Here is a 25,408-nt window from a genome sequence, read left to right on the forward strand (position 1 = left end):
GCTTGACCTCCAGTTGTTCTTAAACATCTTTTTTCACGTAATTGTCCTTATTTACTTGCCTCGACCTTGCAATCGATAGCGCTTGGCTCGGAACATCATCGGTGATCGTTGAGCCGGCTGCAACAAATGCACGCTCGCCAATCTCCACAGGCGCAATTAAATTTGAGCCTGAACCGACAAAAGCGCCGTCTTTAATAATCGTCTTATGTTTATTTTTGCCATCATAATTGACTGTCACGACGCCGCAGCCGACGTTGACATCGCTGCCTACTTCCGCATCGCCTACATAAGTAAGGTGCGAAACTTTGCTTCCAGTGCCGACGCTTGCCTTTTTTAGTTCGACAAAATTGCCAACACGCACATTTTCTCCAACATCCGAACCAGGGCGGATATGGGCAAATGGGCCAATCGATGAGCCGTCAGCCACCACGCTGTCGCTTATTACCGAACTGCACACGTGAACGCCTCTGCCAAGCGTTGCAGAAGCGATTTCTGTACCTGATTCAATCACACAGTCTTCCCCAATAACAGACCGCCCTTTTATGGACGTATTTGGGTAAAGGACCGTATCTTGGCCAATCGATGCGTCTGCAGAAATATACGTTGTTTGCGGATCAATAATCGTAACGCCTTGGCGCATCCACTCTTCGTTAATGCGCTTGCGCATCGCTGCCTCTGCTTGTGACAGCGCCACACGATCATTCACGCCCATCGTTTCCGAAAGGGTATCTGTTTGGTAAGCTGAAATGGTTTCGCCTTTTTGCCGTAAAATGCCAATCACGTCAGGCAAATAATATTCCCCTTGGGCATTTTCATTTTTCACTTCTGCAAGCGCTTCAAACAATGCTTCATTGTCAAAACAGTACGTACCTGTATTCACTTCCGCAATCGCTAGCTCATCCACAGAAGCATCTTTATGTTCAACAATTTTCTCTACTTGCCTATGGCTTCCGCGAATCACACGGCCATAGCCAGTAGGATCTGGAGCGTGAGCTGTCAACACAGTTGCTTTGGCTCCGTTTGCTTCATGGGTATCCATTAATTTTTTAATTGTGGCGGCAGTAATCAAAGGGGTGTCACCGCACAGCACAACCGTTGTGCCTTTTTGGCTTGCCAATAGATGCTCAGCACATTTAACAGCATGGCCTGTACCAAGCTGTTCTGGTTGCATCACAAATTCAATTTTTTCAGTTAGCGTTTTTTTTACTTCCTCTGCTCCATGCCCCACAATAACCGCTGTTGTATCAAATTCCAATTTGGAAACTTGATCGACTACATGTTCAACCATCGGTTTGCCACAGACAGGGTGCAGTACTTTATAAAGCTTTGACTTCATACGCGTCCCTTGCCCTGCTGCTAAAATAACCGCAAATCGTCCGCTCATTATGTCCCTCCAGCCAATCCTTTGTCATTAAAACTATACTTTAAAAAATGCGGTATTTCAAGGCATTCCACCGCCTTTACACAGTTTAGGCAGTTGCAGTTGTAAAAAGCCAGCCTACATTTTGCCGGCTGGCTTTTTACAACTGCAACATCCATTTTTGGCCACCCTTTTTAGCGAATGGCTAAAAATGAAAACTCTTACCAAGTTCAGGAAAGTTCGACGTTCTCAAACTGTAGACAAACGGCTCGCTTCTACGTTTTGGAAGCTGAAAACAAGCTATGTGCTAATTCGCACCTTTGCCTAAGTGATTTTGCCGACTCTTCCGACAACCTCAAGAAGCTCCTGCTTCCTCATAATTAGGCGCGTCTTCATATTCGCCTACACGCTCATACTCGTTTATAACGGCAATCTGGATCTTTTCTCTCGTTTTTGAGGAAATAGGATGGGCAATATCTCTAAATTCGCCGTCAGGCGTCCGCTTGCTTGGCATTGCGACAAAAAGCCCGTTGTTGCCATCTATTACGCGGATATCATGAACAACAAACTCATGGTCCATTGTAATCGATGCGATTGCACGCATGCGGCCTTCCGTATGGACACGGCGAAGTCTCACGTCAGTAATTTCCATGTTAGCCACCTCTCTTATTGTTGATCTGTTTAAACAATTCGCGGTAAAAAGAAAATTACCTTCACCTATTTCAAATCTTTTTTGCTAAACTTTTTTACCAACGAAAAAGCACCTTTTCCCACATGAAAAAGGTGCGTCCAGAATAGTAGAAGATCAGTGTTTTAAATGGTTGCAATGACTTCGACTTCAATTAGTACATCTTTAGGCAGCCGCGCTACTTCCACACATGACCTAGCCGGCTTATGTTCACGGAAATAGCTGCCGTACACTTCATTAATACGGGGGAAATCGTTCATATCTTTGATGAAAACGGTCGCCTTTACCACTTTTTCAAGTGATGAACCGGCTTCTTCCAATACCGCTTTTACGTTTGCAAACACTTGATGGGTTTGCTCTTCTACTCCGCCTGTAACTAGTTCACCAGCAGGCGTAAGTGGAATTTGCCCAGATGAGAAGAATAGATTTCCTACAATAATTCCTTGTGAATAAGGGCCGATTGCAGCCGGCGCTTCATTGGTATGCACGACTTTCATAAAGCAGCCTCCTTTAAGACGTTTCTAATTTCGTTAGAATGTTTCCTTCTGTAACATCGATCACTTTTTCACGAACATTGACGTTCGTTAACTTTGTTAAAGACAAATAATCATCAACAAGCCTTTCTGATACTTCCGCCGACTCGACTAATACGCCAATGCCGACTAAATCGGCTTCAAACTCTTCGAGCAAGTCGACCATTCCTCGAAGTGTGCCGCCTGCTTTCATAAAGTCATCGACGATGAACACGTTTGACCCTGGCGCCAAGCTTCTTCGTGCGAGCGTCATCGTCTGGATTCGGTCAGAAGATCCAGACGCATAATTGATGCTGACCATTGAACCTTCTGTAATGCGGTGATCCCTTCTTACAATGCTAACGGGGACCCCTAAGTAATGGCCGACCGCATAGGCAAGGGGAATGCCTTTCGTTGCTACTGTCATCACCGCATCAATTTCCTTATCGGCAAGCACCGCTGCAAACAAGCGGCCCACTTTGTGCATTAACTTTGGATTGCCTAACAAGTCCATCATATACAGGTATCCGCCTGGCAAAATCCGTTCTTGTTTGTTTAACGCCTGTACCAATTCGCCAATTAATTGCTCTGCTTCTTGTTTGTTCATCTTTGGCATAAACTTTACGCCGCCACTTGCCCCTGGTATCGTCACTAACGCACCATAGCCTTCTTCTTCAAACATGTCTTTAATAATGACCAAGTCTTCACTAATGGAGGATTTAGCCGCTTGATAACGTTCAGAAAAATGGGTTAGTGATACGATTTCATGGGGATGTTGCAGCAAAAAATGAGTCATATCTACAAGGCGCCCACTGCGCTTCAACTTTTTCATAATCCCTCCGCACTCATAACCGAATATTTATTTATAACATACCATTTTCATCCGTATTTGGACAAGTGTCGCTTGTACGAATCAGCCGCACTGCGTACACTTCATCACAAAAGCCACGAAGGCCGTTATAAATCCGGTTAACCCGCGACTCCTTTTCGACAATGCCGAAAACCGTCGGACCGCTTCCACTCATTAATACACCGTTAGCGCCAAAACGCTTCATTTGCTCTTTAATATGGGCGACCTCTGGATAAAGGCGTAGCGTCACATCTTCGAGCGTATTATGGAGCAACGCACAAATCGATGCTGCGTCTTGGCGCTCAAGTGCCGCGATCATCTCCGCTGTTTTTGCATGCCTTGCCTCGTTTAATTTTAGGCCATTATAAACGTCCGCCGTTGATAGGCCAATCGGCGGCTTTGCCAAAATCACCCATAATGGCGGTGGGGAAGCAATCGGCTTAATTTTCTCTCCTCTGCCTGTCGCTAGCGCCGTGCCGCCGTACACACAAAAAGAAACGTCAGAACCAATCTCAGCGCCTAGTGTCGCCAGCTCATCCACTGAAAGGCCAAGTTGCCAAAGCTCATTTAAGCCCTTTAACGTCGCAGCTGCATCACTGCTTCCGCCAGCCAGGCCGGCTGCTACCGGTATCCGTTTCGTAATGTAAATGTGTACGCCCTCTTTAACGTTGTACCGTTTTTTTAATAACGATGCCGCTTGGTAAGCAAAGTTCCGCTCATCACTCGGGACAAACCCTTCAGAAACGTCTATCGATATGCCTCCATCGGCCCGAAGTGATAAGTCTACTCGGTCAGCTAAGTCAACCATTGTCATGATCATTTCAACTTCATGATAACCATCTTCCCGTTTCCTTATCACATCAAGGGACAAATTGATTTTTGCAGGCGCTTTAATTGAATACTTCACATCGTCACCTTCTATACTCGCATATGCTTTCGTTATTTTATCACTTGTCCGTGCAACATACCACCTTTTCTATCCTGCCAGCTTCAACGGCAAATAATCTCTGGATGTGAACCTGTTCAAGTACGCCTTATTGAATTTAAACAAGCCTGTTGCGCAGCTGCGCAACAGGCTTCAAACCATTACTGTCCATTTTGCAAGTTTCGTTCGGCAATTTCGATGGCGCGTTTTACCATATTCCCTGCGTCTCTTGTCGTAATGCCGCCCCAGCCTTCTCTTTGGACCGTATCATAAAAACCAAGCTCTTTTGCAAGTTCTTCTTTTAAGCGATCTGACATAATGCCTCGTCTTCTCCCCATTTTAAACCCGCTCCTTTTGCTTGTTGCTGGTTAGCCCAGCACCCTTAGTATGAGCAAATGGACAAAAAAAAGACTTTCTTTTTGCTGGAAAGAAAGTCACTGAGGCAAACGCCTATTCCTATATGATTGTTGCTTTTTGGCCGTTTTCTCCTGACAAAAACAGTTCAACTGTTTCCGTAAGCACATCTGCATAGCTGTAAGAGACGCGTTCTACCGAGTTTTGGTCTTCATCCAACTTGACAATAAACACGGCAGGATATGTCTCCTCAATCATGCCTGACTGCTCTGAAGAGCGTCTGCGTCCGCCATTTGCCTTAATGGTAATACGCTTGCCAACATTTTTGTCTAGTGCCCGTTTAATGTCAATTATTGTGTTTGCCATACTCACAACCACCTCGCTCTTCATAGTATATAACACAATTACAAAAAAGTCAAATTTTAAATTATAACAACCAGAAAACCTGTTTGTCAACAACTATCTTTGTCAACTTTTGTTGTTTGTAGGATATACTAAAAACGCTTCCTTTATGTATGCTAATAAATGTCAATGACAGCCAAAAAACGCCTCAATCGGTTTGAGGCGTTTCATCTTGTTCTTTTAACGGCAAACCGAGGCGCATGGAGCCACGTGTTTCAATGCCGCCTATTCCTTTTTGCCCTGTAATGGTATTGCGCAATATTTCCCATAAATTAACCGTCTCTAAAAAAGAAGTACGACTAAGCCTCGATGCAATATAGACTGGATCAAGCGCGTGGATGTTCACTCGTTCTGGGGAACTGGCAAAATTAGCGCCAGCTTTAATTAACGTCTCAAAATGGGACTGACAGGCCCCGGCAAAAATAAGCAAGTCATCACGGCTTTGTACCGTCGTTCTTGCAATACGGACACAGTCAGCAAAATACTTTGTGTGGCGATAAGCCTTTAATTCATCTCGGTTTCCTTTAGCTTTTGAATAGGCATCATGTCCTGTAATCACAACTATATCTGGTTGGACCATTTCCATAAGCGAGGCCATTTGCGTTGGCATTTCTTTTTCTTCCATATGGACGCCGTAAACGGGGACGCCGAATTTTTCATATAACGCCGTGCAACGATTTAAATAATTTAAGTCCCCATCTAAGTGGAGCACACGGCCTCTCATCTCAAAAAAATGCGGCGTCTCTTCATAGCCTGATGCCGCTTGATATTCTTGCCTTCGTTTCATTAATTTCGCATCTTGGCGAAACAACCGGTAGGAGACATCCTCTCGCTCTTTTTGCCGTTTTTTATCCGTTTCCCGTTCTTTTGCGGACATCTTTTTTAGATCGGTCACTGGCGCATCCGCCAGCAAACGCATTTCTTCACCGACTAATGTTGCCAAGCCGCGCTCGATTGCAAGCACACGAAACAAGACATCGCAATCATAAGAGAGTCGGCCTACCACATCACCAACTTGTATTGTCATCGCGTTGCCCCCTCTGCGATAGCCTATGAAGAGGCAACGGCGATGGTTCCTTTATCGGTCAGCTTTCCGCAACGTGGAATAAAGGGCATCGCTTAAACGAGCAAATTCCTGCGGTGACAGCGTCTCACCCCGGCGTTTTGGATCAATCCCCGCCTCGGACAGCCCTTGTTCAACAGCGGCCTTGGCGTCCTTCCCGGCAAGGTTATGGACAAGATTGTTTAAAATCGTTTTTCTGCGGTTGGCAAAACTAGCGTGGAATACGTCAAAAAACCAACGTTCATCAATGACTTCCACTAACGGCTTTTCGCGAATCGTTAATTTTAATACACTTGAATCCACTCGTGGCTGGGGCACGAAAACAGAGGCCGGCACAACCACCATTGGCTTTGCTTCTGCGTAATATTGGGCAGCGATCGATAAGGCACCGTATTCTTTCGACCCTGGCTTCGCCGCAATTCGCTCTGCTACTTCTGCTTGGATCATGACGGTGATGCTTTTAAAAGGGAGCCTGTCTTCCAGCAATTTCATTAAAATAGGGGTAGTGACATAATAGGGCAAATTGGCAACAACATGGATAGCTTGGCCTTTCGAAAACTCAGCGTCCAGCACACCAGGCAAGTCGGCTTTAAGCACGTCAGAGTGAATGATCTTAACATTCGGGTAAGCCGAAAGAGTGTCTTCCAACACCGGGATTAAACGGCCGTCAATTTCAAAAGCGACCACTTTGTCTGCTTTTTTCGCCAGTTGTTCCGTTAAGGCACCTATGCCTGGACCAATTTCGACAATGCCGTCTTGTTCATCGAAACCACTTGCTTCCACAATCTTGGCAAGGATGTTTAAATCAATGAGAAAATTTTGCCCTAAACTTTTCTTTAATGTAAATCCGTGCTTTTTTAAAATTGCATTTGTCCGCGCTGGTGTCGCAATGTCTTTATTCAACTTCACTTTCCTCCTGTTTGTTTATCCACCTCACCGCTTCGTTAAATTCTTCAGGGGTGATCCGAAAGATGTGCAGCCGTTTCAAAAGCTGTTTTCCGTTAGCATAGCCGATCGACAAGTGTTCGCCTAAACGTTCGCGGCGGCTTCTCGCCCCTTTTCCTGATAACAATCTTGCTTCCATTAAATCAGCGACCGTCATTTGTGCTGGAAACGGCTCAAGCTGCTCTGTACGAACAGCAAGAAGCGCCTCGCGGATGGCATGGGGGGAGGCATGTTCTACACCGACACTTTTCCCTTGCTGTTTCGGGTTTGCGTCTGCTTTTTTGATAAATGCGTGCTTGCAGCCTGGCACTCGCTTGCTGACAATTTGGCGAATGCGGTTCCCAGCGTAGTCCGGATCCGTAAATACGATTACCCCACGGCGTTTGGCCGCAAGCTCGATTTGTTTTAACACAGACTCGCCGACCGCCGACCCATTTGTTTCAATCGTATCGGCTTCAACAGCCCGTTTGATGGAAACCGTGTCCTTTCTTCCTTCCACAACAATCATTTCATTGATCACTAAAATGTCGTTCACTCCGTTCTCTAAAAAGACCATGACGTTATTGTAGCCTGTTTTCACACAAAAAAAAAGCAAGTGCTTTGCCAGCAACTTGCTTTTTTCGCTTATTAATCAAGTATTGTTACTTTGACGCTTTTGCTTCCATAGTTCGTAGCGTCTTCTTTTGTCGGGACGTGTACGTCAATTTTGTTTCCTTTGATAGCACCGCCTGTATCACCAGCAATGGCTTCGCCGTACCCTTCCACGTGTACGCGGGTGCCGAGGGGGATGACACTTGGATCTACAGCAATGACTTTCATATTGGCGTTGCTGTTTAAATCAATGCCAGTCGCCGTAATCCCGCTGCAGCCATCACAAGCGGCTGTATAAGCAGTCGATTGCATTTGCAATGTCTTTTGTTGTTTCTCTTGTTCCACTTCTTGCTTTTCTTGCGGTTTCTGTTCGCTTTCCTGTTTCGGTTTTTCCGACTTTGCTGGTTCTTTTTCCGGTTGGCTTACTGGCTCTTGATCTACTGGCTCTTGATCCACTGACTCTTGGCTTACTGTTTCATGGGCCGTTTGTGTCTCAGAGACATATTCTTTTGCCTCTTCTTGTTTTGTTCCAACCGCAATAATACGGTTTTCACTCTCTTCAACCATTTCCGTCTTCACAAGTTGCCTGTCAACCTCGATGCCGTCTTCAAGCGTCACTTCATAGTGAAGAGCTTGCTTGCCTTTTTTTCCTTGTTCTACTACACGCTCCACGCCATGGTTTAAATCGCTGTCTTCTTCGCGAAGCGTTTCAAATGCAGTTGGTTCCTCAATGACATCGGTGACTTTTTCAACACGTACGAGGCGGATATCAAGCCCGTCCCGCAATTCTTCGTCTAAACCTGGCTCAACTCGGTCAAGCTCGCCAAGCTCGACATTGGCTTCTTTCAAAAAGTCAGCGACAGTCGCTGAGGTGCTCCAGTACTCGTCTTCATTGCCGTCATAGGCAAAAGTCAAAAGCACTGCAGGCGAATAGGCAATATGTAACCCATCCTCAATCGGGGTATCTCCACTTGGCTCAATTTCGTCTTCGGCTTTTGGTTCGATTCCTAACTCAGCAAACAAATCGTTTACATTGTCAGCAACTGTGTAGACTGTGGTCTCATCACCGGCAACAGACAATGTCACTTCAGCCGCAGGCTTGTAAACAATGTCCATCCCAGCTTCAATCTCCGTTTGCAACGACGGCTCAATCAAATCATGTTCGCCTACTTGAATCTCCAAGCTTTCAAGCAAATCCGCGACTGTCGATTCGTGCGTGCGCACAGTAACCTTCTCACCGTTCTGTTCAACAGCAACCGCTTTTTTGGTCAACTCAAATAATCCAGATAAAATAAGAATTAGTCCTAGGAAAAGCGCGACTGCAATTAAGATCCTCCGCCTAATGGCAGGGTCGGTTTCAGGCCTATTTAACAGGTTGTGCTTATCGCTCATCGTTCGTCCCTCCTCAAGCACCGAATTATAGAGACGAACGAATAGCGTGTCAACAACAGTTACACAAACGTAACAAAGCAGTAACCTTTGCAATTTGCCCAAATGCTAGGAATAAAAACTAATTATTGTCTTTAATTCCAAATAATTTTAGGGCGTTTTCTCTCGTTTTCTGGCTCAGCTCCTCATAGCTGATACCGCGTAATTCTGCGATATCTTCTGCCACCCGCTTTACATAGGCTGGCTCATTTCGTTTGCCGCGATAAGGGTGAGGAGCCAAATAAGGACAATCGGTTTCAATTAGCAACCGATCGATTGGCACATGCGCAGCTACTTCTTTTGGCCGTTTAGCGTTTTTAAATGTGACAGGGCCACCTAGGCCAATATGGAAATTCATGTTTAAGCAACGGTCCGCTATTTCCACGCTGCCGCCAAAACAGTGCATAATGCCGCCAACTTCAGCTGCTCCTTCTTCCTCAAGGAGATGAACGACATCTTGGTCGGCTTCGCGATTGTGAATAATAATCGGCAACTTCACTTTTTTTGCTAAAGCAATTTGTTTGCGGAACACTTCTTTTTGGACATCTTTTGGCGATTTGTCCCAATGATAATCAAGGCCCATTTCGCCAAGAGCAACCACTTTCCGATGGGCTGACAGCTCTTCCAACCAGTGCAAATGCTTATCCTTCATATCAATGGCGTCTACCGGATGCCAACCGACCGCTGCATATAAATCATCGTATTGTTCGACAAGTTCCATCGCCCGTTCAATTGTAGGCTCGTCAAAACCAATGACAACCATTTCTTTAACGCCTGCATCTTGGGCCCTCGCAATCGTTTCCTTTACATCTCCGTGGAACTGCTTGGCATTCAAGTGGACATGCGTATCAAATAACATCACTATTCACCTCAAAGGCATTTTATGCCTTTTGGCCATGTGAACGCAAGCAAAGCATAAAAAATGTAGGCCTCTTTACAGACGAGAGACAAACGGGCACATGCTTTCGTCGTCTGCCTTGCAACCCCACTCAACCGCACTTTCACTCGCCTTCTTGCGGTTTTCGATCAGTTTGGCTGATTGTGATAGTGGAATGACTGCCAAAACGGCCCCGATTGGTCAATGATTGGTTCAATCTCAGCAAAGGGAATTTTGAAAGTCGGAAAACCAGCCGCATAAGGCGCCAGCTCATATACATCAAAGACAAGATAGAGCGCATGCTCATCAACATAGAAAGGTTGTGTGCTTTTCACCCCTTTGTATGCATTTGGAAAGTAATCATCAGCCTGTTTCTTCATTTGTTCGCCTACCAGTTTGCTTAACACTGTCACATAATCACGGCCATGTTTAAATAGTTCCGAAAGGGCATAATCATGGCCATTGCGCACGTCCACATTTGCAAAAGTCCTTGTTGGCATCCCATGCGCCGCGCCAAATGGATACGTATAGCCATCAATTTCCAACACAACGAGGTGTTTTTTAAAAAAGAGCACATTAAAATCACCTGTAAACGTACGTTCTTTTGTTTCCGCTTCCGTAACATCGCGGACGCCTGCTTGCTTCGCCAATTTTTGGTTGATGGCCTGTTGTTCGAGTTGGTTCGCCATTCCTTCAATTTGCGGATAATAAACATAATAACTGGGACCATGTTTAAACAGGCGTTCTTGAATGCGATAAGGACGGCGCAGTCGGATTTCCGTGTCTGGATGCCAAATGATTTTTCCATGCTCATCTGTATAAAAAAGACGCTGGTCAATGAACGCCGCAACAATGCCGTTTTCCTTCCGAAGTACACCTGTACCAGAAAAAGCGGGGAATGTCTTGGCTTTGCGGCCTTCTTTATCAATAAAAAACGTTTTGTCGTCCTTTACCGCGCTGGCAGTGCCTTTGTTAAAAGAGCCAACATCATCATAGACAAAGTCCGTCAATACCGCCCCGCTTGTATTAGCGATCGCATAACGGCTTAAAAACGGCCTATTGGCGTCCTTCGCTTTCCCAAGCGCAATACGTCCTTCTTGAAGCAAACGTATTTCGTTGTATACAGGTTCAAAGACGGTGTCGCCTGCTTGATTAATCAACCCATAAGAATAGTTGTCGCCACTCGTTGCGATAATCGCAAAGCCATCCTCGTAGGCAAAAGCCATGCCATATTTGGGCGGAATAACAACATTTCCTGCCTCATCCAAATAGCCATAACGATCGCCTTCCTTAAAAGCGATTCGTCCTTCGCTTAGTGATCCAACATCGGCATATGGATATGTATGGAGCACATGACCGTTCTCATCAATTAGCTGAAACTCTGCCGTTTTCGTTTGCACGACCGCTTTTCCTTCGTCAAAATCAAAGGCAAAAAGATAACGGGCTGCTATCACTTCCTCGCCATCAGAATTAAGAAACCCGTACCGGCCATTTGTTTGAAACAGCGCACGGCCATGTTTCATTGGAGCCATGTAGGCATACGTTTTTTTCGTACGCACATGGCCTTCCTCATCAATCATTTTAAACCCGTCTTTTGTTTGGATAATTGCTCGTTCTTCTGAGAAAGGTTGAATACTTTTATAGACCGGCTTAACGGCAAAACGGCCAAATTGATTAATAAGCCCTTGCTTTTCATTTAACGTAACAATTGCAAAACCATTCTTTTGGAAAGGCTCTGCCCCATCATAAACAAGGGAAATGCGGATGCGCCCTCTGTCGTTTATATACCCCCATTTCGTGCCATTTACCGTCTTCGTCGAAACGGGATACAGGTTCTCAGTCAATCGTTCCACGCTACCAACCTCCTGCTTCGCCTGGTTGGTCCAGTATATGACGGCTTTTCCTAAGCCATGTACAAAAATTGCAGATTTTGATTTGGCGATTGCCATGTGTATACTGTTTGTTAAGCATAAGAAAAGGAATGGAGGGGAATGTATGTCTACTTCGTCTAACGAACGGATTCTTGTTTGCGTCAATTACGGCCACCACGGCAGCAAACTCATTAAAAGAGGGGCCGCTCTTGCTTCTCAACTAAACGCGCCTTTATCGATTCTTGTGTTTGATTCTTTGCCGGAGGAGGAGTATAAACACGATAAAAAAATCGATATGTCCCTTTTTAAAGAACTTGCTGATGAATACGGCGCTGATTTGAGTGTAGAGAAGTCTCATGCCTACAACATTACAAACGTCATTTCCAACTTTGCAAAAGAAAAACAAGCAACACAAATTGTCATCGGCCAAATTGCCGAAAATTTATGGACTACTTTACTTGGCGGTTCCATTATTGACACGTTGCTTGAAAAAGCGCCTTTCGCTGATCTTCATGTTGTCCCTAAAGAACGGGCCGATGAAACGGATAATTGGAATTTTGAAAGGGGCGTATCCGCCTATTTGGTGGAACAAGCAGATGGCACTTATGAGCTGCGATTTGACGACAGCAAAGGCTTCAGCTATGAAGGCGTCTTCTTTAAAGAGCTGCAAACGAATTTTAATAGCGGCATTTTCTCCTTCACTAAGGACAGCCATATATTTGAAGTTCGTGTTGACGATGGCACAGTCCGCCGACTGGTCGATATCGATGAAACATAATAGGACGAAACCAGTTATTTGCCAATCGCCCTCTTCTATCTAAAAAAGCGCCAAACGATGGGCATTTCCCCTTTGTCTGGCGCTTTTGCTTTGGCTGCTTATTGCTCGTGTTTTTTTCGTTTTGCCCAGGCGTATGAAAACGAGCCTTCATAACGAGTGACAGCTCCATTTTCAAGCCAATAGGTGACAGGAAAAAGTTTGTTCAAAAAATAACGGTCATGTGATACTGCGATGATCGTGCCTGCAAAATCAGCCAATGCCTCTTCAAGCACTTCTTTTGAGTCTATATCGAGATGGTTAGTCGGTTCATCCAACACGAGCACATTATGCTTTTCGAAAATCAACTGTGCTAGCCGCAGCCGCATTTTTTCGCCTCCACTTAAATCGGCGACACGCTTAAAAACGTCTTGCCCATAAAACAAAAACCGCGCTAACTGGCCTCGGGCTTCGCCATCTGCTAAAAGCGCACTGGCGCGGAATGCTTCGAGCACCGTCTGCTTTGGATCAAGTTCTGTGCCATGCTGGGACAAATAGCCTAATGAAACACTAGCCCCTATTTTGCATTGTCCTGTATCAGGCTCGATCTCCCCTAAAATCAGCTTTAATAGCGTCGACTTCCCCTCTCCATTAGCGCCAACGAGGGCGACTCGTTCTTGATGGCGCACAGCTAAGTCAACTTGACCAAGCACTTGCCGTTCAGCAAATGTTTTCGAAACGGCTTTTAATTCAACTACGTCTTCGCCACTGCGCCCTTGCTGCTCAAAAGACAGTTCTACTTTCTTCGTTTGCGGCGGCTTTTTTAGCTCTTCCATCCGCGCCAATGCTTTTTCCATGCTCTTAGCCTGGCGGTGCATCCCTGCATTAGGCGGATTAGCGCGGTTCGCCCATTCTTTCAGGCGCTTAATCGCTTCCCGCATTTTCTTCATCTTTTTCTGTTGATCCGCGTATTGCTGGAATTCTCTCATGAGGCGTTCTTCCCGCTCTATTAAATAGCCACTGTAATTGGCTGCATATTGATGCAGCACCCCGTTCTCCATTTCCCATATTTCCGTTACAGCCGCATCAAGGAAAGCACGGTCATGAGAAATAATGAGCACAGCCCCTGCATAATGGCGCACCCAGTCAGCAAGCCAATCAAACGCGTACAAATCAAGATGGTTAGTTGGTTCATCTAGAATGAGTAGATCAGGCTTTTGCAACAATAAACAGGCTAGGCCGACTTTCGTCCGTTCGCCACCGCTAAGAGCCCCCCAACGTTTCTCAAGCAATCCCGTAATGCCAAGACCTGCGGCAATGCGGCGAATATTGGCCTCATATTCAAAGCCACCAACATCAGCAAACTGCTGCTGTAAACGGCCGTATTCCTCTAAGACACGTTCTAGCTTGGCTGGTTGCTGCTCGATTGCGAGCACTTCTTCCAATCGCGTCATATGCTCTTTCACTTTTTTTATATCGCTAAATACCGTTTCTAGTATCGTGTAGACACAACTATCTGGCGAATAGGTAGGTGCTTGGGCTAACATGCCTTTCGCCAGTCCTTTTCGCCAGCCGACCTCGCCAGTCGCAGGGGGTTCTAGTCCTGCAAGGATGCGGGCCAGCGTTGTCTTCCCCTCGCCATTCCGCCCGACGAGGCCAATGCGGGCACCGCTTTTGATTTCCATTGACAGGTTCGCAAACACTTGTGTAGCGCCATATGATTGGCTGACATGATTGGCATAACAAAGAATCACGTTTCATTCCTCCTATTGATAGTAGGAAGAGACTTGTGTACACCAAAAAGACGGCAGAGAAATTCTCCGCCGCCTCAATCCGTATGCGAGTAGAAATGTCTCTTCCTAATGGTTTTTCCTATGCCGTTGCGTAAAAAAGGACAGACTGGTCCAATTTTGCAACAACAGCGGAAAAAATAGCCTGACAAATCCACAAATAGGCGCGAAACTTTGCCTGGCTGCCATTAAAAAGATCCATGTTCTACTCACCTCCTTTATCATTACTGCTAGCGTAATGGAAGAAGGCAAAAATGTAAAGCATTCTATTTCTAAAACGGGAGGTAGTTGCCTTTCTATCTCTTTAGGCAGCGCTTTCAAACAACTTTAAGGCGAAATAACCCCGACTCCGGCGTTCGCCCGCACTACATCCTTCACTTGGTTTACAGGCGTTGCTTGATAGCTGTATGGTGGATTATAAGTCGTTGTCGAGACAGTTGGCTGCTCGCCAGTCGAAGAAACATAGCGATTATTGACCAGATGCCAATACCCGATTTCCTTGCTGTCTCGGCTTACAATTGGATTGTTTGCCCTTTCAAAATAGTTTTCCTCGATTCGTACTTGAGCCCCCATCCGAGAATTGATCCCTGTCTCTCTAATATCTGCGTAGTAATTGCTGAAAATATGGGCTTCGCCAAAACGAACAGAAGGCACACGAGAATTCAAGTTTTCAAAGTAATTATTGTGGAACGTGATTTTTCGTCCGTATGAATCGCTGTCAGACGAACCCATCAGCATCGACTTCCAGCTGTCGTGTACATAGTTCCATGAAAAAGTAATGTAATCAGCATCCCGTTTCACATCAAACAATCCATCATAATAGTCCTTATGCACATCAAGGCTATTATAGAGTTCGTTATGGTCCACCCAAATGTTTTTGGACGGGCCTTCAATGCTGATTGCATCTTTATCGCCTGTATTCACATGATGGATTTTCAAATTGCGGATGATCACGTTATTGGCCCGCCATACTTTAATGCCAATTCCGTTAAGCTCCCCATTTGTTCCTACTCCTAACAAAGACACATCATTGACATCTTTAATGTCAATCTTGCTCGCCGATGTGTTTGCAGGCGTGATCGTTCCGTCTATATAAATGGTTAAAGGCGTGTTCGCCTTTTTATTTTTTAGCGCGGCTATCAATTGGTCACCGGTAGAAACGGTTACAACATCTCCTCCAGCACCCCCTGTAGTCCCTCCATTAAGAGTGGCAAACCCTTGCATTGAAAAATTAACATTGGCTGCTTCAGCCCCTTCTTGCCCATACGCTGGTACGGAAAAAGCACCAAACGCCAGCAAAAACGCAACCATGAACGACCACAACTTTCTCAAATCTCATCCCCTGCTTTCTTTTATTTTTTCTACTCAACAACCGACTTCCATACTTGCCTCCTTTCATTTGTAAATCATGCTCAGTTTATTACACAGCTTGCTATAACCATGATAATCATTCTCTCAGAACCCATTCAAAGCTGATTGTCCACTGGCTTTTTTCGTTATTTTCTTACTCAGACAATCGAGTCGTTATCGGCTGTTTTAGAGATTTTTGTACTGGCAATACAGTTGCAATTTTGTTTCTCAATAGGTAGAATAGATGCTACTGTTAATTTAAAAAAATAAATCGACTTGCATATTTACAAAAATGAGGGGTCATCATGCAAAATTATGAAATTATGGACATTACGTTAAAACAACAAAAAATCATATCCGATCCTTTGCGTGGGCAAATTATCAGTTTGCTCGCAGAAAAACCGATGACTTCAAAGCAAACAGCCGTTGAGCTAGGAAAGAACCCTGGAACAATTTATTACCATATTAAGCAATTGTATGAACATGGCATTCTGGAACTCGACCATGTGGAAACAGTAAAAGGAATTGTCGAAAAGTATTATAAAGCGAAAACGACTTTGTTCAGGGGACCTGGGGGAATAGGGGAAGAACACCGTGTGAAAAATAGGACGCCTTTATACTTATCCGATACGTTAATGGATGAAATGCAGGAAGAGATGTACCAGCTCTTTAAAAAATACGGCAAAAAAGCACGTGCCGATAAAACCGCGCAAATCCCGTGCATGGTTGAATTTTCTATCACCGAGATAAAAGAAGAAGACAAAGGTGAGTGACGGCACTCACAAAAGAACCAGTCGGCCGGCAACTCGGTCAACTGGTTCTTCTTTGTATGATTAGGCAAATATTATTTTACTTGCGCCCCGTTTGGTAGATCACCGTCAACTGTTGCGAGTTGCAATTTCTTTCCTTTTGATCCGGCGAGGATCATCCCTTGGGACAATTCACCCCGTAGTTTTACAGGCTTTAAATTCGTGACGCAAATGACTTTTTTTCCAACTAAATCACTTGGTGCATAATACTTGGCAATCCCTGAAACGACTTGGCGCGTTTCCGTGCCAAGGTCCAACTGGATTTTCAACAGTCGGTCCGCGCCTTCCACTGGCTCAGCAGCAGTTACTTCCGCAACCTTAAGCTCGACCTTTGAAAAATCGTCGATTGTAATTTCATTTTCATCTTCCACTTCCTCAGGTTCTGGATCAGCCTTGCCACCCATAAGCTCAACAATATAATCGACTTCTTTTTCGACATCAAGGCGTGGGAAAACAGGCTCGCCTTTGCTAACCTTTGTACCAGCTGGGAGTTGGCCAAACACGCGCATCGATTCCCAGCCGGCAAGACTCTCGTCAATGCCTAGCTGTGCCCATATTTTTGCTGGCGTTCGTGTCATGAATGGGCGGATTAGCACAGAAATGATCCGAAGTGACTCGGCTAAGTGGTACATGACTGAACCAAGAAGTTCGCGCTTATCTTCTTCTTTTGCAAGCATCCACGGCTGCGTTTCGTCAATGTATTTGTTCGTACGGCTAACAAGTTGCCAAATCGCTGTCAAAGCAATCGAGAACTCCATTTCCTCCATCGCGTCTTCCACTTTTGTAATCGTTGCTTGGACAAGGTCAAGCAAGTCCTCGTCAAATGGCGATGCACTTTTGACGTAAGCAGGGATTTCCCCATTAAAGTATTTATTGATCATCGCTACGGTGCGATTGAGCAAGTTGCCAAGGTCATTGGCTAAATCATAGTTGACTCGTTCTACAAATGCTTCTGGTGTAAAGACGCCATCAGCGCCGAACGGCACTTCCCGCAGTAAGTAATAGCGGATCGCATCAAGACCAAAATGGTCAATTAATGGCGCAGGGTCAACCACGTTTCCTTTAGACTTTGACATTTTGCCGTCCTTCGTCAAAAACCAGCCATGGCCAAATACTTTTTTCGGCAACGGCAAATCAAGCGCCATTAACATGATCGGCCAGTAAATTGTATGGAAACGCAAAATATCTTTGCCAACCAAATGGACATCGGCAGGCCAGTACTTTTGAAAAAGGGCATCATCTGCTGTTCCATAGCCAAGTGCAGTAATGTAGTTTGTGAGCGCATCAATCCACACATAGACGACATGCTTTGGATTGCTTGGCACTTTGACGCCCCATGTAAAGGATGTCCGCGAAACAGCCAAATCTTGCAGACCAGGCTTAATGAAATTGTTGATCATTTCATTTTTTCGTGATGCTGGCTGGATAAAGTCAGGGTTCTCTTCATAGAAAGCGAGGAGGCGATCTGCGTATTTGCTCATCCGAAAGAAGTAAGATTTTTCACGGACTTTTTCGACTGGATGGCCAGAGTCTGGGCTTTTTCCGCCGATGATGTTGCCTGATTCGTCTTTAATGGGGTCAATAAGCTCCCGTTCACCATAAAACGTTTCATCAGACACACAATACCAACCTTCATACTCCCCTAAGTAAATATCGCCTTGCTCAACAAGTTGTTCAAAAATTTTCTCGACCACGTTTGTATGGCGCTTTTCCGTTGTACGGATAAAATCATCGTGTGAAATGTCAAGTTTCTTCCATAACTCTTTAATCGGTTTTACCATTTCATCCGTGTATTCGAGTGGAGAAATTCCTTTTTCCTTCGCCTTCTGCTCAATTTTTTGGCCATGTTCATCTGTCCCTGTCAAATAGCGGACATCATAGCCGCGTAACCGTTTGTAGCGTGCCATTGCATCACCAGCCACGGTCGTATATGTGTGCCCAATATGGAGCTTGCCGCTTGGGTAATAAATTGGTGTCGTAATATAAAACGTTTTTTCACTCACGCTATTCATCCTCTCTTTTTTTGAATAAAACAACAAAAAACCTCTCGCCGCATCGGGACGAAAGGTTTGCTCACGTGGTACCACCCAAATTTTCCTCATCATGAGACAAGGCTCAAAGCCAGTAACGTTGGCACGCGCTGCCCCCTTACACTCGGCTCGAAGGCATGTATCTCCAGGACCATCTTCCAAAGCGCGCCAGTCCGGCTTTCACCTAACCCGGCTCTCTATCACAAGCGCTCTCTTTGTACTCATCCGTTCATAGACATTCGATTTATCTTCATTCTTATCCAAAATATAGCCAATCATACATCACTTTGTCAAGCCTGGTCATACAACGTCGCAAATGGTGTTTTCTCTTTTTTAAGCCTTCCTTCCCTGCATAACCGTTCAAGTTCGTCTTTCCACTCAGAGACATCCCATGCTTTGGACGCTTGTTTGTTTAATGCATCCAGCTTTTGCATCACATGCATTTCCGCCATCGGCAAAAAGTCCGCTAATGCAGCGATAACTTCTTCATCGTCTGCTGCATTCATTTGCTCAAGCTCATCAAATGGATTCATCGTATGGGGACTCGTTGAGTGGGCTAGCCTTATCCGAACCGCCATTGTCCGGCCGATGATCGCCGATGAAACAAACACATCGCCTGACCGCAAATAGGGAAGACGCTTGCCTTCTTCCGCTGTTAAGTCGGTTTCTTCCTTAATCGTTTGAATGTCTGTTCCCCGCACTGTACGAAAAACAAATTTTGAATTGAGCTGTGCCGTAATCGTTTCATCGAGCAACGTTGGTCGTTGCGTTGCGAAGATTAGAAACGTCCCATACTTCCGTCCTTCTTGGGCAATTTCCTTTAACACTGACTTGGCTGGCGCATCAAAGCCTTTCGGGGCAAAATTGTGCGCTTCATCGGTCACAATGACAAAAGGCGGAAAAAATTGGGCTTGTTGCTGCTGGAGCTTCGCATCTTTATAAGAGCGTCTTTTTGAATAAAGCGTACCAATGACATAGCTGGAGAACACTTGCAGCAACCAAACAGCCCCTTGGACGACAACGAGCTTGCCACTATGGATGCCGTGCTCAATGGCACGGATATTTTGTTGGAAAAGCCCTGCTTGGTTGAGCCGGTGCAAGCGCCATTGGATCCCTTTTACAGATGACGGCGGCAAACTGCCAAACTGGTCTAACAACTTTTTAAAGGTGCCGTATCTGGCTATTTCATCCCGGGACATGCCGCCGTCATGGAGCATGCCGTCTATTTTCTGTTTGCCCATATCGAGTGCTTCTATTAAATTAGCAACGCGGTCGGAAAACGATTGGTAACTGTCTTTCTTTTTATGGAGTGTTTGCACAACATTGACCATCGACTCTGTCAACGATCCAGCAGCTCCGAGAAGCCTTTCGATGTCCCTTGTCGACAAGGCGGAGAAATCGACACCGACATCGCGGCCGATTTGTACGACTTCATAGCGGGAGTCGTAATCAACCTGACCTTTATGAGCTTCGGTTTTGCCTGAAAAATTCATTTCAAAATGGGGATCAAACACGAGCGCTGGAATTTTTAGCTTCATTAATTCCTCAAGCATCACCCGCAAACCGAATGATTTCCCTGACCCCGAGCCACCAAATACGCCAATGTGGGGATATTGCTGCATCGCGCGAATGTCAAAAATAAACGGGACACCCTGTTGTGCCGTTGTCTTACCTTGTTCGTGCATAAGCATGAGCCCTTGTAAATGCTCAGGAATCGTTTCGGCGATAAAGTCAGTCGACTTCACTTCCCCGAGAACCATCCCTTTCTCTGGCCCTGTCGTCAACAGCAAATGCTCGATTTCACTGAACTCAGGATGGCGCACTGCTGCCCCTGTTTGGATTGGCTTTTGGGCCTCTTCAAACAAGCGCACTTTAGCTAGGTGGATATCGTCTTGGCCAATATCGTACCCAATCGCTTCGAGTGTTTCCAGTACGTCGCGGTCGACTAACCCTTTGTCCATTCCCATTGGAATATAGCGATTGTAGGAAAATGTTTCGACGACTTCCCCCTTTGGCTTAAACAGTTCGTCGTCTTCAATGACTAGCATTTCATTCATGCGGAACTTATGGGTTTTTGAAGCAACATGGACTTCATGCTGCGTCGTGACACCAACCACTTGCATCGTTGTTTCCTCCTTTTAATAAGGCCTGCTTTGCCGCATTTTTGTAAAAAACTGCTTACGAACATCGGGATCTAAATATTGTTCAACCAACCCTTCGACAAGCTGGTCCGTTATGCGGATTTCTTTGTCAATGTAATCAAGCCAAAGAGGAATGCCCCGGCCTTCTTTTGGTGTAAGCGTACAAAGCAAATCGCCGACAAACGCCATATGTGGCGCTTGTTCTTCAAGCATATCAAATCCGGTGATCGCCGGCGTTGCCCCAAGCCTCATCCAAACGGACGTTAAGCCTGCTTTATGTTGGATATCTTCAAGGTAAACCATTTCATTTTGGTTTAACACGCCAAACAGCAAGTCTCTGTCATAAGAATACGGGTTCTTCGCAAATGAGGCAAAGGCCGGCAACTGAACTAAATTTTCCGTTGTGATTTCTTCTGATACGCCAACAAGCAACGTATCGTTTTTTAACGCAAGCGCCCGCAATGCTTCCCATTCCTCTGGGGCGTCGATCCGATAATGGTAGAGCGCTCCGTCCATGAGCATGACGCGTATATCTTCTGCTTCAAGCAAGCGAGTAGCCGCTTCCAGCTCCAACTTGGCAAGTAAATACGAGCGGCGGTTGCCTGAAGACTCATCTTGTTCCTCCAACAGTGGCACATACAAATCAGAAGCCCATTGTTCCTTTCCATCTGTTGTTTTCGCTAGCGCTTGAAAAAAATAAAGTACATGTGGTGGCTCGCCATTTGTTTGGTTGACCGAGCCGTCAGCGCCGCCAATTTTCCGACCTTCTAAAAGATCAACGAGGTGGCTTGCCGAAATTGTCTCCATTTGTCGAATAAGCGTTGCCGACTTCCTCAAATTTTGTCGAATCAAATCTTTTTGACTATGACTATTTGAATACTGCTTTTTTAAAAGGTTGTTAGATTGCTTTAATTTGGAAATTATTTCTTCGTTTAAATCCATTTTTCCTTTCCTCCTTTCTAAGACACTACCTCTGTTAAACCATTGCTATTACAGGATTATTCTTTCCAATGCACTACCGGGGCGCACAAGTTTTCACAAAATATGCGATTTTTTATATAAATTTGTTTGACTTGTTTTGGAAATATTGTTATTCTTAGATTACTATAGAATTATGTCGAATTATGACACATACAGAGTCCGTTTATTTTTCGTAAATAAGCGCACACCACCATATTTGAGGAGGAAATCTAAGAATGAAATCTACAGGAATTGTACGCAAAGTGGATGAACTAGGTCGTGTTGTCATTCCCATCGAACTGAGACGTACATTGGAAATCGCCGAAAAAGACGCGTTGGAAATTTATGTCGACAATGACCGCATCATTCTCAAGAAGTATAAAGCTAACATGACTTGCCAAGTAACTGGCGAAGTGTCTGATGACAACCTATCACTCGCAAACGGCAAGATCATTCTTAGTCCTCAAGGTGCCGAAGCAATCATTGGCCAACTGCAAGAATATGTCGCTAAAAAATCATAAGCATGACGCTTTTAAAACCTGCCTCTTATGTGCAGGTTTTTTGTTTTTAGTGCTGATGGTACATTTGGTAAATTTGCCGTTTCGGAACCCCACGATCAACAGCTACTTGCTTAATCGCGTCTTTTTGGCTTAAGCCAATGGCGATATAATGATCCACATGCGCTGTTTCACTTAACGATGCCCACCATTGTTCTTGCTCTTCATTTGCTTGTTGGCTAGCCCCTTCTACAACTAAACAAAACTCCCCTTTGATCGTCCCTGTTTCTGTCCAAGCGACCGCTTCACTTAGGAGACCACGCTGATACTCTTCAAATTTCTTAGTCAGTTCCCGGCCAATGGCGATTTCCCTGTCGCCAAACGCTTCGTACATCGCTGCTAACGTCTGGCTAAGGCGGTGTGGCGCTTCGTAAAACAACATGGTTTCGTTTGCTGTGGCCAAACGGGCTAACGCTTCCTTCCGATCTTTTTTCCCTCGCGGCAAGAAACCGTGGAAAGCAAATTGCTTAGCCGGCAAGCCTGAAGCGACCAAAGCAGTCAGCGCTGCATTTGCCCCAGGCAAAGCGACAACTGGAATGCCTGCATCAATGCAAAGCTTGGCAAGCGCTTCACCAGGGTCGGAAATTCCGGGCATGCCTGCATCACTGACAAGAGCAATTGTTTTTCCCTTCTCCATTTCCGCTAAAAGGTCAGCGCCGGCTTGCTTTTGATTATGCTCATGATAGCTGACTAGCGGCGTATGAATGTCAAAGTGAGCCGTAAGTTTCCGAGTTTGCCTTGTATCTTCAGCGGCAATTAAATCGGCTTCTTTCAATATCCGAATTCCGCGGAATGTCATGTCCTCCAAGTTGCCAATTGGCGTCGGCACTAAATAAAGGCACCCAGCAGCGTGCTGGAAACTTTTTTGCTCTTTCATTGTCCTTCCTCTTTTCTTCGCTTGGCTATATAAAGCTGTTTTTCCTTTTTGGACAGTTGTTTAAAGGCATATTCGTAGCGCATCGCCTCTTCTTTTGTAGCAAATTCTTCAAAGAATACGAGCGTAAACGGCCCTCTTCCCCGGGTATACTTTGCCCCTTTGCCTGCTTCATGCATCGCTAATCGTTTTTGCAAATGGTTGGTATACCCGGTGTACCAACTGCCATCCTTGCATTCAAGCACGTACATCACATGTGTCATCTTCCAAAATACTCCCTTTGAAAGGCTGGCGTATACTCGTCTTCATTATAAACAATTAACGGCGGTTCACAAACAAGCCCTGGCTTGCCACCCTTTGTCCCTTCTAAAAGGACGATGTTGGCGTTTGCTTCCCCCCGTGGATGGCAAAAACGCAGTCGTTTTGGCTCAATGTTGCATTTACGCATCTCGTCCATCATGTCCGCAAGGCGTTCTGGCCGATGGACGAGCGCTAGCTTGCCGCCATATTTCAATGCATAACTGCCTGCTTGGACAACGTCCGCCAACGTGCAGGCAAGCTCATGGCGAGCAAGGGAGAGGGCACGCTGTTCTTTTACTTGCTTGTTTCCTCCAAGTTGAAAATAAGGAGGATTGCATGTAACCGTATCATACGAGCTATGGGCAAGTTTGTTTTTCGTGTCTTTTAAATCAAAACATAGCGAAGTCACCTGTTTTTCTAGTTGATTCACGCGTATCGTCCGCTCTGCCATATCATGCAAGGGCGCTTGGACTTCAACCAAATCGATCAATGCTTTCGTGCGAGCTGACAGAACGAGACCGACAATGCCATTTCCGCTGCATAAATCAAGAATACGCCCCTTTTGGATGGGCACATAAGCAAAGCGGCCAAGCAACACCGCATCAATCGAATAAGCGAATGTCTGGTCACTTTGGATAATCGATAAGTTGCTACCGGCCACTTTGTCGAGCCGTTCTCCTTGTAAAAGCATGGCCCCTCCTATTTCAACGAAAAAGTCGGCTACCCGAATAGATCGTCCAAACGGAGCCGACTTCTTTATTTAACATCTTGATGGTTGCACGTGCTTATTTTTGGTGCAAAAAGGACAGGCAAAACAAGCAGTCATCCCCTTCAGGCCTTATACTGCCGTAATGGGTGTTGCAAATATGGAATCCTTCTTGGTACAAACGGGCCAAGTTTTCATGGCCTTCCCCAACCATTTTTTTGCGTGAGCTTTTTCCTGAGGGAGTGACCGTGTTTTTCGTCCCAGCTTCTGGTTCAAGCCGTTTACGGAGATTTTCATTTTCGACATGCAAGTAATGGTTTTCTTCAATTAAGTATGCCAGTTGCTCTTTTAGCCCTCTTAGTTCGTCATGAAGATCCCCTATCCGCTCTTCAAGGCTCGAGACTTGAGTGAATATGGCTTTTTTGTCCACATGGTTCACCTCGTTATTCAGTTGCTTCCGAAGCGACTGTCTCCTTTCTCATCAGTTCTTCAAAAGCATACTCCAGCGTTTGCTGTTCTTCTGCCAGTTGGACTTGAACGATTCGGTCAAGCAAATTTAAGCCAACGACTTTGCCTTTGCCATCAGGCGTAACAATCGGCTTGCCAATGTCAGGCATTTCTTTCTTAGCTTCCTCATATGTGTCATTTTCATACTTTAAACAACACATTAACCGGCCGCAAAGACCGGAAATTTTCGCTGGGTTTAACGATAAATTTTGGTCTTTTGCCATTTTAATCGAGACTGGCTCAAAGTCGCCTAAAAACGTTGAACAGCAAAGCATCCGACCACAAGGGCCAATGCCGCCAAGCATTTTTGCTTCGTCGCGGACACCGATCTGCCGAAGCTCAATCCTTGTCCGAAAAATCGCTGCTAAGTCTTTAACGAGCTCACGAAAATCGATTCGCCCATCAGCAGTAAAATAAAAGAGCACTTTGTTGCGGTCAAACGTGTATTCCACATCAACAAGCTTCATGTCTAGTTGATGCTCTACAATTTTCTCGTGGCATGTTGCAAATGCGTCTTCAGCGGCCCGTTTGTTTTCTCTCACTGTTTCTTCGTCTTTGCTAGTCGCCACACGCATCACTGGCTTTAATGGCAAGACGATGTCCTCTTCACTAACAAACTTTGGAGGAACAACAATTTTCCCGTACTCAACGCCCCGGGACGTTTCAACAATAACAGCTTCTGCGCCTGTAAGCTGAAACGGGCCTGGAGAGAAGTAGTAAATTTTGCCCGCTTTTTTAAAACGGACACCTATGACCTCGTGCAA

At 45.4% G+C, this 25,408-nt stretch carries 26 protein-coding genes; 3 read left to right on the forward strand and 23 right to left on the reverse strand.

Annotated features, from left to right (window positions below):
• Window positions 1-19: 19 nt before the first annotated feature.
• From glmU to BC8716_RS06225, 13 genes are all read right to left on the reverse strand, one after another.
• Window positions 20-1,384 carry a bifunctional UDP-N-acetylglucosamine diphosphorylase/glucosamine-1-phosphate N-acetyltransferase GlmU gene (glmU, locus tag BC8716_RS06165; protein WP_094424350.1) on the reverse strand — a complete coding sequence of 455 codons (1,365 nt, stop codon included), beginning with the start codon at window positions 1,382-1,384 and terminating at the stop codon, window positions 20-22.
• 331 nt (window positions 1,385-1,715) lie between these two features.
• Window positions 1,716-2,012, reverse strand: coding sequence for a septation regulator SpoVG (spoVG, locus tag BC8716_RS06170; protein WP_011244941.1), 297 nt, complete (start codon window positions 2,010-2,012; stop codon window positions 1,716-1,718).
• 161 nt (window positions 2,013-2,173) lie between these two features.
• On the reverse strand, window positions 2,174-2,545 hold the full coding sequence (locus BC8716_RS06175) for a RidA family protein (protein ID WP_062751103.1): 372 nt from the start codon (window positions 2,543-2,545) through the stop codon (window positions 2,174-2,176).
• 13 nt (window positions 2,546-2,558) lie between these two features.
• Window positions 2,559-3,392 carry a pur operon repressor gene (gene purR, locus BC8716_RS06180; protein ID WP_094424351.1) on the reverse strand — a complete coding sequence of 278 codons (834 nt, stop codon included), beginning with the start codon at window positions 3,390-3,392 and terminating at the stop codon, window positions 2,559-2,561.
• A 31-nt stretch (window positions 3,393-3,423) separates the two neighbouring features.
• The gene (gene ispE / locus BC8716_RS06185; protein ID WP_094424352.1) at window positions 3,424-4,317 is read right to left on the reverse strand and encodes a 4-(cytidine 5'-diphospho)-2-C-methyl-D-erythritol kinase; all 894 of its coding nucleotides are present in this window, start codon (window positions 4,315-4,317) and stop codon (window positions 3,424-3,426) included.
• Window positions 4,318-4,496: 179 nt separating this feature from the next.
• Entirely contained in the window at window positions 4,497-4,673 is a 177-nt protein-coding gene (locus tag BC8716_RS06190) for a small, acid-soluble spore protein, alpha/beta type (RefSeq protein WP_011244937.1), read from the reverse strand.
• A gap of 118 nt (window positions 4,674-4,791) precedes the next feature.
• Complete coding sequence (locus BC8716_RS06195; protein ID WP_011244936.1) at window positions 4,792-5,055, reverse strand: Veg family protein; 264 nt, start codon at window positions 5,053-5,055, stop codon at window positions 4,792-4,794.
• Window positions 5,056-5,239: 184 nt separating this feature from the next.
• Window positions 5,240-6,118: a sporulation peptidase YabG gene (yabG, locus tag BC8716_RS06200; RefSeq protein WP_094424353.1), complete on the reverse strand. Its 879-nt coding sequence runs from the start codon at window positions 6,116-6,118 to the stop codon at window positions 5,240-5,242.
• A 51-nt stretch (window positions 6,119-6,169) separates the two neighbouring features.
• Window positions 6,170-7,057 (reverse strand): 16S rRNA (adenine(1518)-N(6)/adenine(1519)-N(6))-dimethyltransferase RsmA, encoded by an 888-nt coding sequence (rsmA, locus tag BC8716_RS06205; RefSeq protein ID WP_169715915.1) that lies wholly within the window; start codon window positions 7,055-7,057, stop codon window positions 6,170-6,172.
• On the reverse strand, window positions 7,050-7,634 hold the full coding sequence (rnmV, locus tag BC8716_RS06210) for a ribonuclease M5 (RefSeq protein ID WP_281256452.1): 585 nt from the start codon (window positions 7,632-7,634) through the stop codon (window positions 7,050-7,052). The genes rsmA and rnmV overlap by 8 nt, the downstream gene beginning before the upstream one ends.
• 92 nt (window positions 7,635-7,726) lie before the next feature.
• Window positions 7,727-9,082, reverse strand: coding sequence for a G5 and 3D domain-containing protein (locus BC8716_RS22925; RefSeq protein WP_285838658.1), 1,356 nt, complete (start codon window positions 9,080-9,082; stop codon window positions 7,727-7,729).
• A 118-nt stretch (window positions 9,083-9,200) separates the two neighbouring features.
• The gene (locus BC8716_RS06220; protein WP_094424355.1) at window positions 9,201-9,977 is read right to left on the reverse strand and encodes a TatD family hydrolase; all 777 of its coding nucleotides are present in this window, start codon (window positions 9,975-9,977) and stop codon (window positions 9,201-9,203) included.
• Window positions 9,978-10,144: 167 nt separating this feature from the next.
• Window positions 10,145-11,848, reverse strand: a complete 1,704-nt coding sequence (locus BC8716_RS06225; protein WP_169715916.1) for a WG repeat-containing protein — start codon at window positions 11,846-11,848, stop codon at window positions 10,145-10,147.
• A 142-nt stretch (window positions 11,849-11,990) separates the two neighbouring features.
• On the opposite strand from BC8716_RS06225, the gene BC8716_RS06230 reads away from it, so the two are divergent.
• Complete coding sequence (locus BC8716_RS06230) at window positions 11,991-12,644, forward strand: universal stress protein (RefSeq protein ID WP_094424357.1); 654 nt, start codon at window positions 11,991-11,993, stop codon at window positions 12,642-12,644.
• Between the two features lie 98 nt (window positions 12,645-12,742).
• On the opposite strand, the gene abc-f is transcribed toward BC8716_RS06230, so the two are convergent.
• Together abc-f and BC8716_RS06240 are read right to left on the reverse strand one after the other, a co-directional pair.
• Window positions 12,743-14,374, reverse strand: coding sequence for a ribosomal protection-like ABC-F family protein (gene abc-f, locus BC8716_RS06235; protein ID WP_094424358.1), 1,632 nt, complete (start codon window positions 14,372-14,374; stop codon window positions 12,743-12,745).
• 363 nt (window positions 14,375-14,737) lie between these two features.
• Window positions 14,738-15,721 carry a pectate lyase family protein gene (locus tag BC8716_RS06240; protein WP_094424359.1) on the reverse strand — a complete coding sequence of 328 codons (984 nt, stop codon included), beginning with the start codon at window positions 15,719-15,721 and terminating at the stop codon, window positions 14,738-14,740.
• Between the two features lie 344 nt (window positions 15,722-16,065).
• On the opposite strand from BC8716_RS06240, the gene BC8716_RS06245 reads away from it, so the two are divergent.
• Window positions 16,066-16,533 (forward strand): ArsR/SmtB family transcription factor, encoded by a 468-nt coding sequence (locus BC8716_RS06245; protein ID WP_094424360.1) that lies wholly within the window; start codon window positions 16,066-16,068, stop codon window positions 16,531-16,533.
• 71 nt (window positions 16,534-16,604) lie between these two features.
• Here the strand turns inward: BC8716_RS06245 and metG are convergent, their stop codons facing one another.
• The 3 genes from metG to BC8716_RS06260 form a co-directional block, all read right to left on the reverse strand.
• On the reverse strand, window positions 16,605-18,581 hold the full coding sequence (metG, locus tag BC8716_RS06250; RefSeq protein ID WP_094429181.1) for a methionine--tRNA ligase: 1,977 nt from the start codon (window positions 18,579-18,581) through the stop codon (window positions 16,605-16,607).
• A 308-nt stretch (window positions 18,582-18,889) separates the two neighbouring features.
• Entirely contained in the window at window positions 18,890-20,722 is a 1,833-nt protein-coding gene (locus tag BC8716_RS06255) for an ATP-binding protein (protein WP_094424361.1), read from the reverse strand.
• Window positions 20,723-20,737: 15 nt separating this feature from the next.
• Complete coding sequence (locus BC8716_RS06260; protein WP_094424362.1) at window positions 20,738-21,682, reverse strand: DNA double-strand break repair nuclease NurA; 945 nt, start codon at window positions 21,680-21,682, stop codon at window positions 20,738-20,740.
• A 254-nt stretch (window positions 21,683-21,936) separates the two neighbouring features.
• Here BC8716_RS06260 and abrB point away from each other — a divergent pair, with 254 nt between their 5' ends.
• Complete coding sequence (abrB, locus tag BC8716_RS06265) at window positions 21,937-22,221, forward strand: transition state genes transcriptional regulator AbrB (RefSeq protein WP_011244922.1); 285 nt, start codon at window positions 21,937-21,939, stop codon at window positions 22,219-22,221.
• A 46-nt stretch (window positions 22,222-22,267) separates the two neighbouring features.
• Here abrB and rsmI read toward each other — a convergent pair whose 3' ends face one another.
• From rsmI to BC8716_RS06290, 5 genes are all read right to left on the reverse strand, one after another.
• Window positions 22,268-23,134 carry a 16S rRNA (cytidine(1402)-2'-O)-methyltransferase gene (gene rsmI / locus BC8716_RS06270; protein WP_094424363.1) on the reverse strand — a complete coding sequence of 289 codons (867 nt, stop codon included), beginning with the start codon at window positions 23,132-23,134 and terminating at the stop codon, window positions 22,268-22,270.
• On the reverse strand, window positions 23,131-23,394 hold the full coding sequence (locus BC8716_RS06275) for a GIY-YIG nuclease family protein (RefSeq protein ID WP_094424364.1): 264 nt from the start codon (window positions 23,392-23,394) through the stop codon (window positions 23,131-23,133). Before BC8716_RS06275 ends, rsmI begins: the two co-directional genes overlap by 4 nt.
• Window positions 23,391-24,122 carry a tRNA1(Val) (adenine(37)-N6)-methyltransferase gene (locus tag BC8716_RS06280; RefSeq protein ID WP_094424365.1) on the reverse strand — a complete coding sequence of 244 codons (732 nt, stop codon included), beginning with the start codon at window positions 24,120-24,122 and terminating at the stop codon, window positions 23,391-23,393. The genes BC8716_RS06275 and BC8716_RS06280 overlap by 4 nt, the downstream gene beginning before the upstream one ends.
• Before the next feature lie 94 nt (window positions 24,123-24,216).
• The gene (yabA, locus tag BC8716_RS06285; RefSeq protein ID WP_094429182.1) at window positions 24,217-24,567 is read right to left on the reverse strand and encodes a DNA replication initiation control protein YabA; all 351 of its coding nucleotides are present in this window, start codon (window positions 24,565-24,567) and stop codon (window positions 24,217-24,219) included.
• Window positions 24,568-24,580: 13 nt separating this feature from the next.
• Window positions 24,581-25,408 carry a PSP1 domain-containing protein gene (locus tag BC8716_RS06290; RefSeq protein WP_094424366.1) on the reverse strand — a complete coding sequence of 276 codons (828 nt, stop codon included), beginning with the start codon at window positions 25,406-25,408 and terminating at the stop codon, window positions 24,581-24,583.

The sequence above is a fragment of the Shouchella clausii genome (assembly GCF_002250115.1).
GTDB lineage: Bacteria > Bacillota > Bacilli > Bacillales > Bacillaceae_D > Shouchella > Shouchella clausii.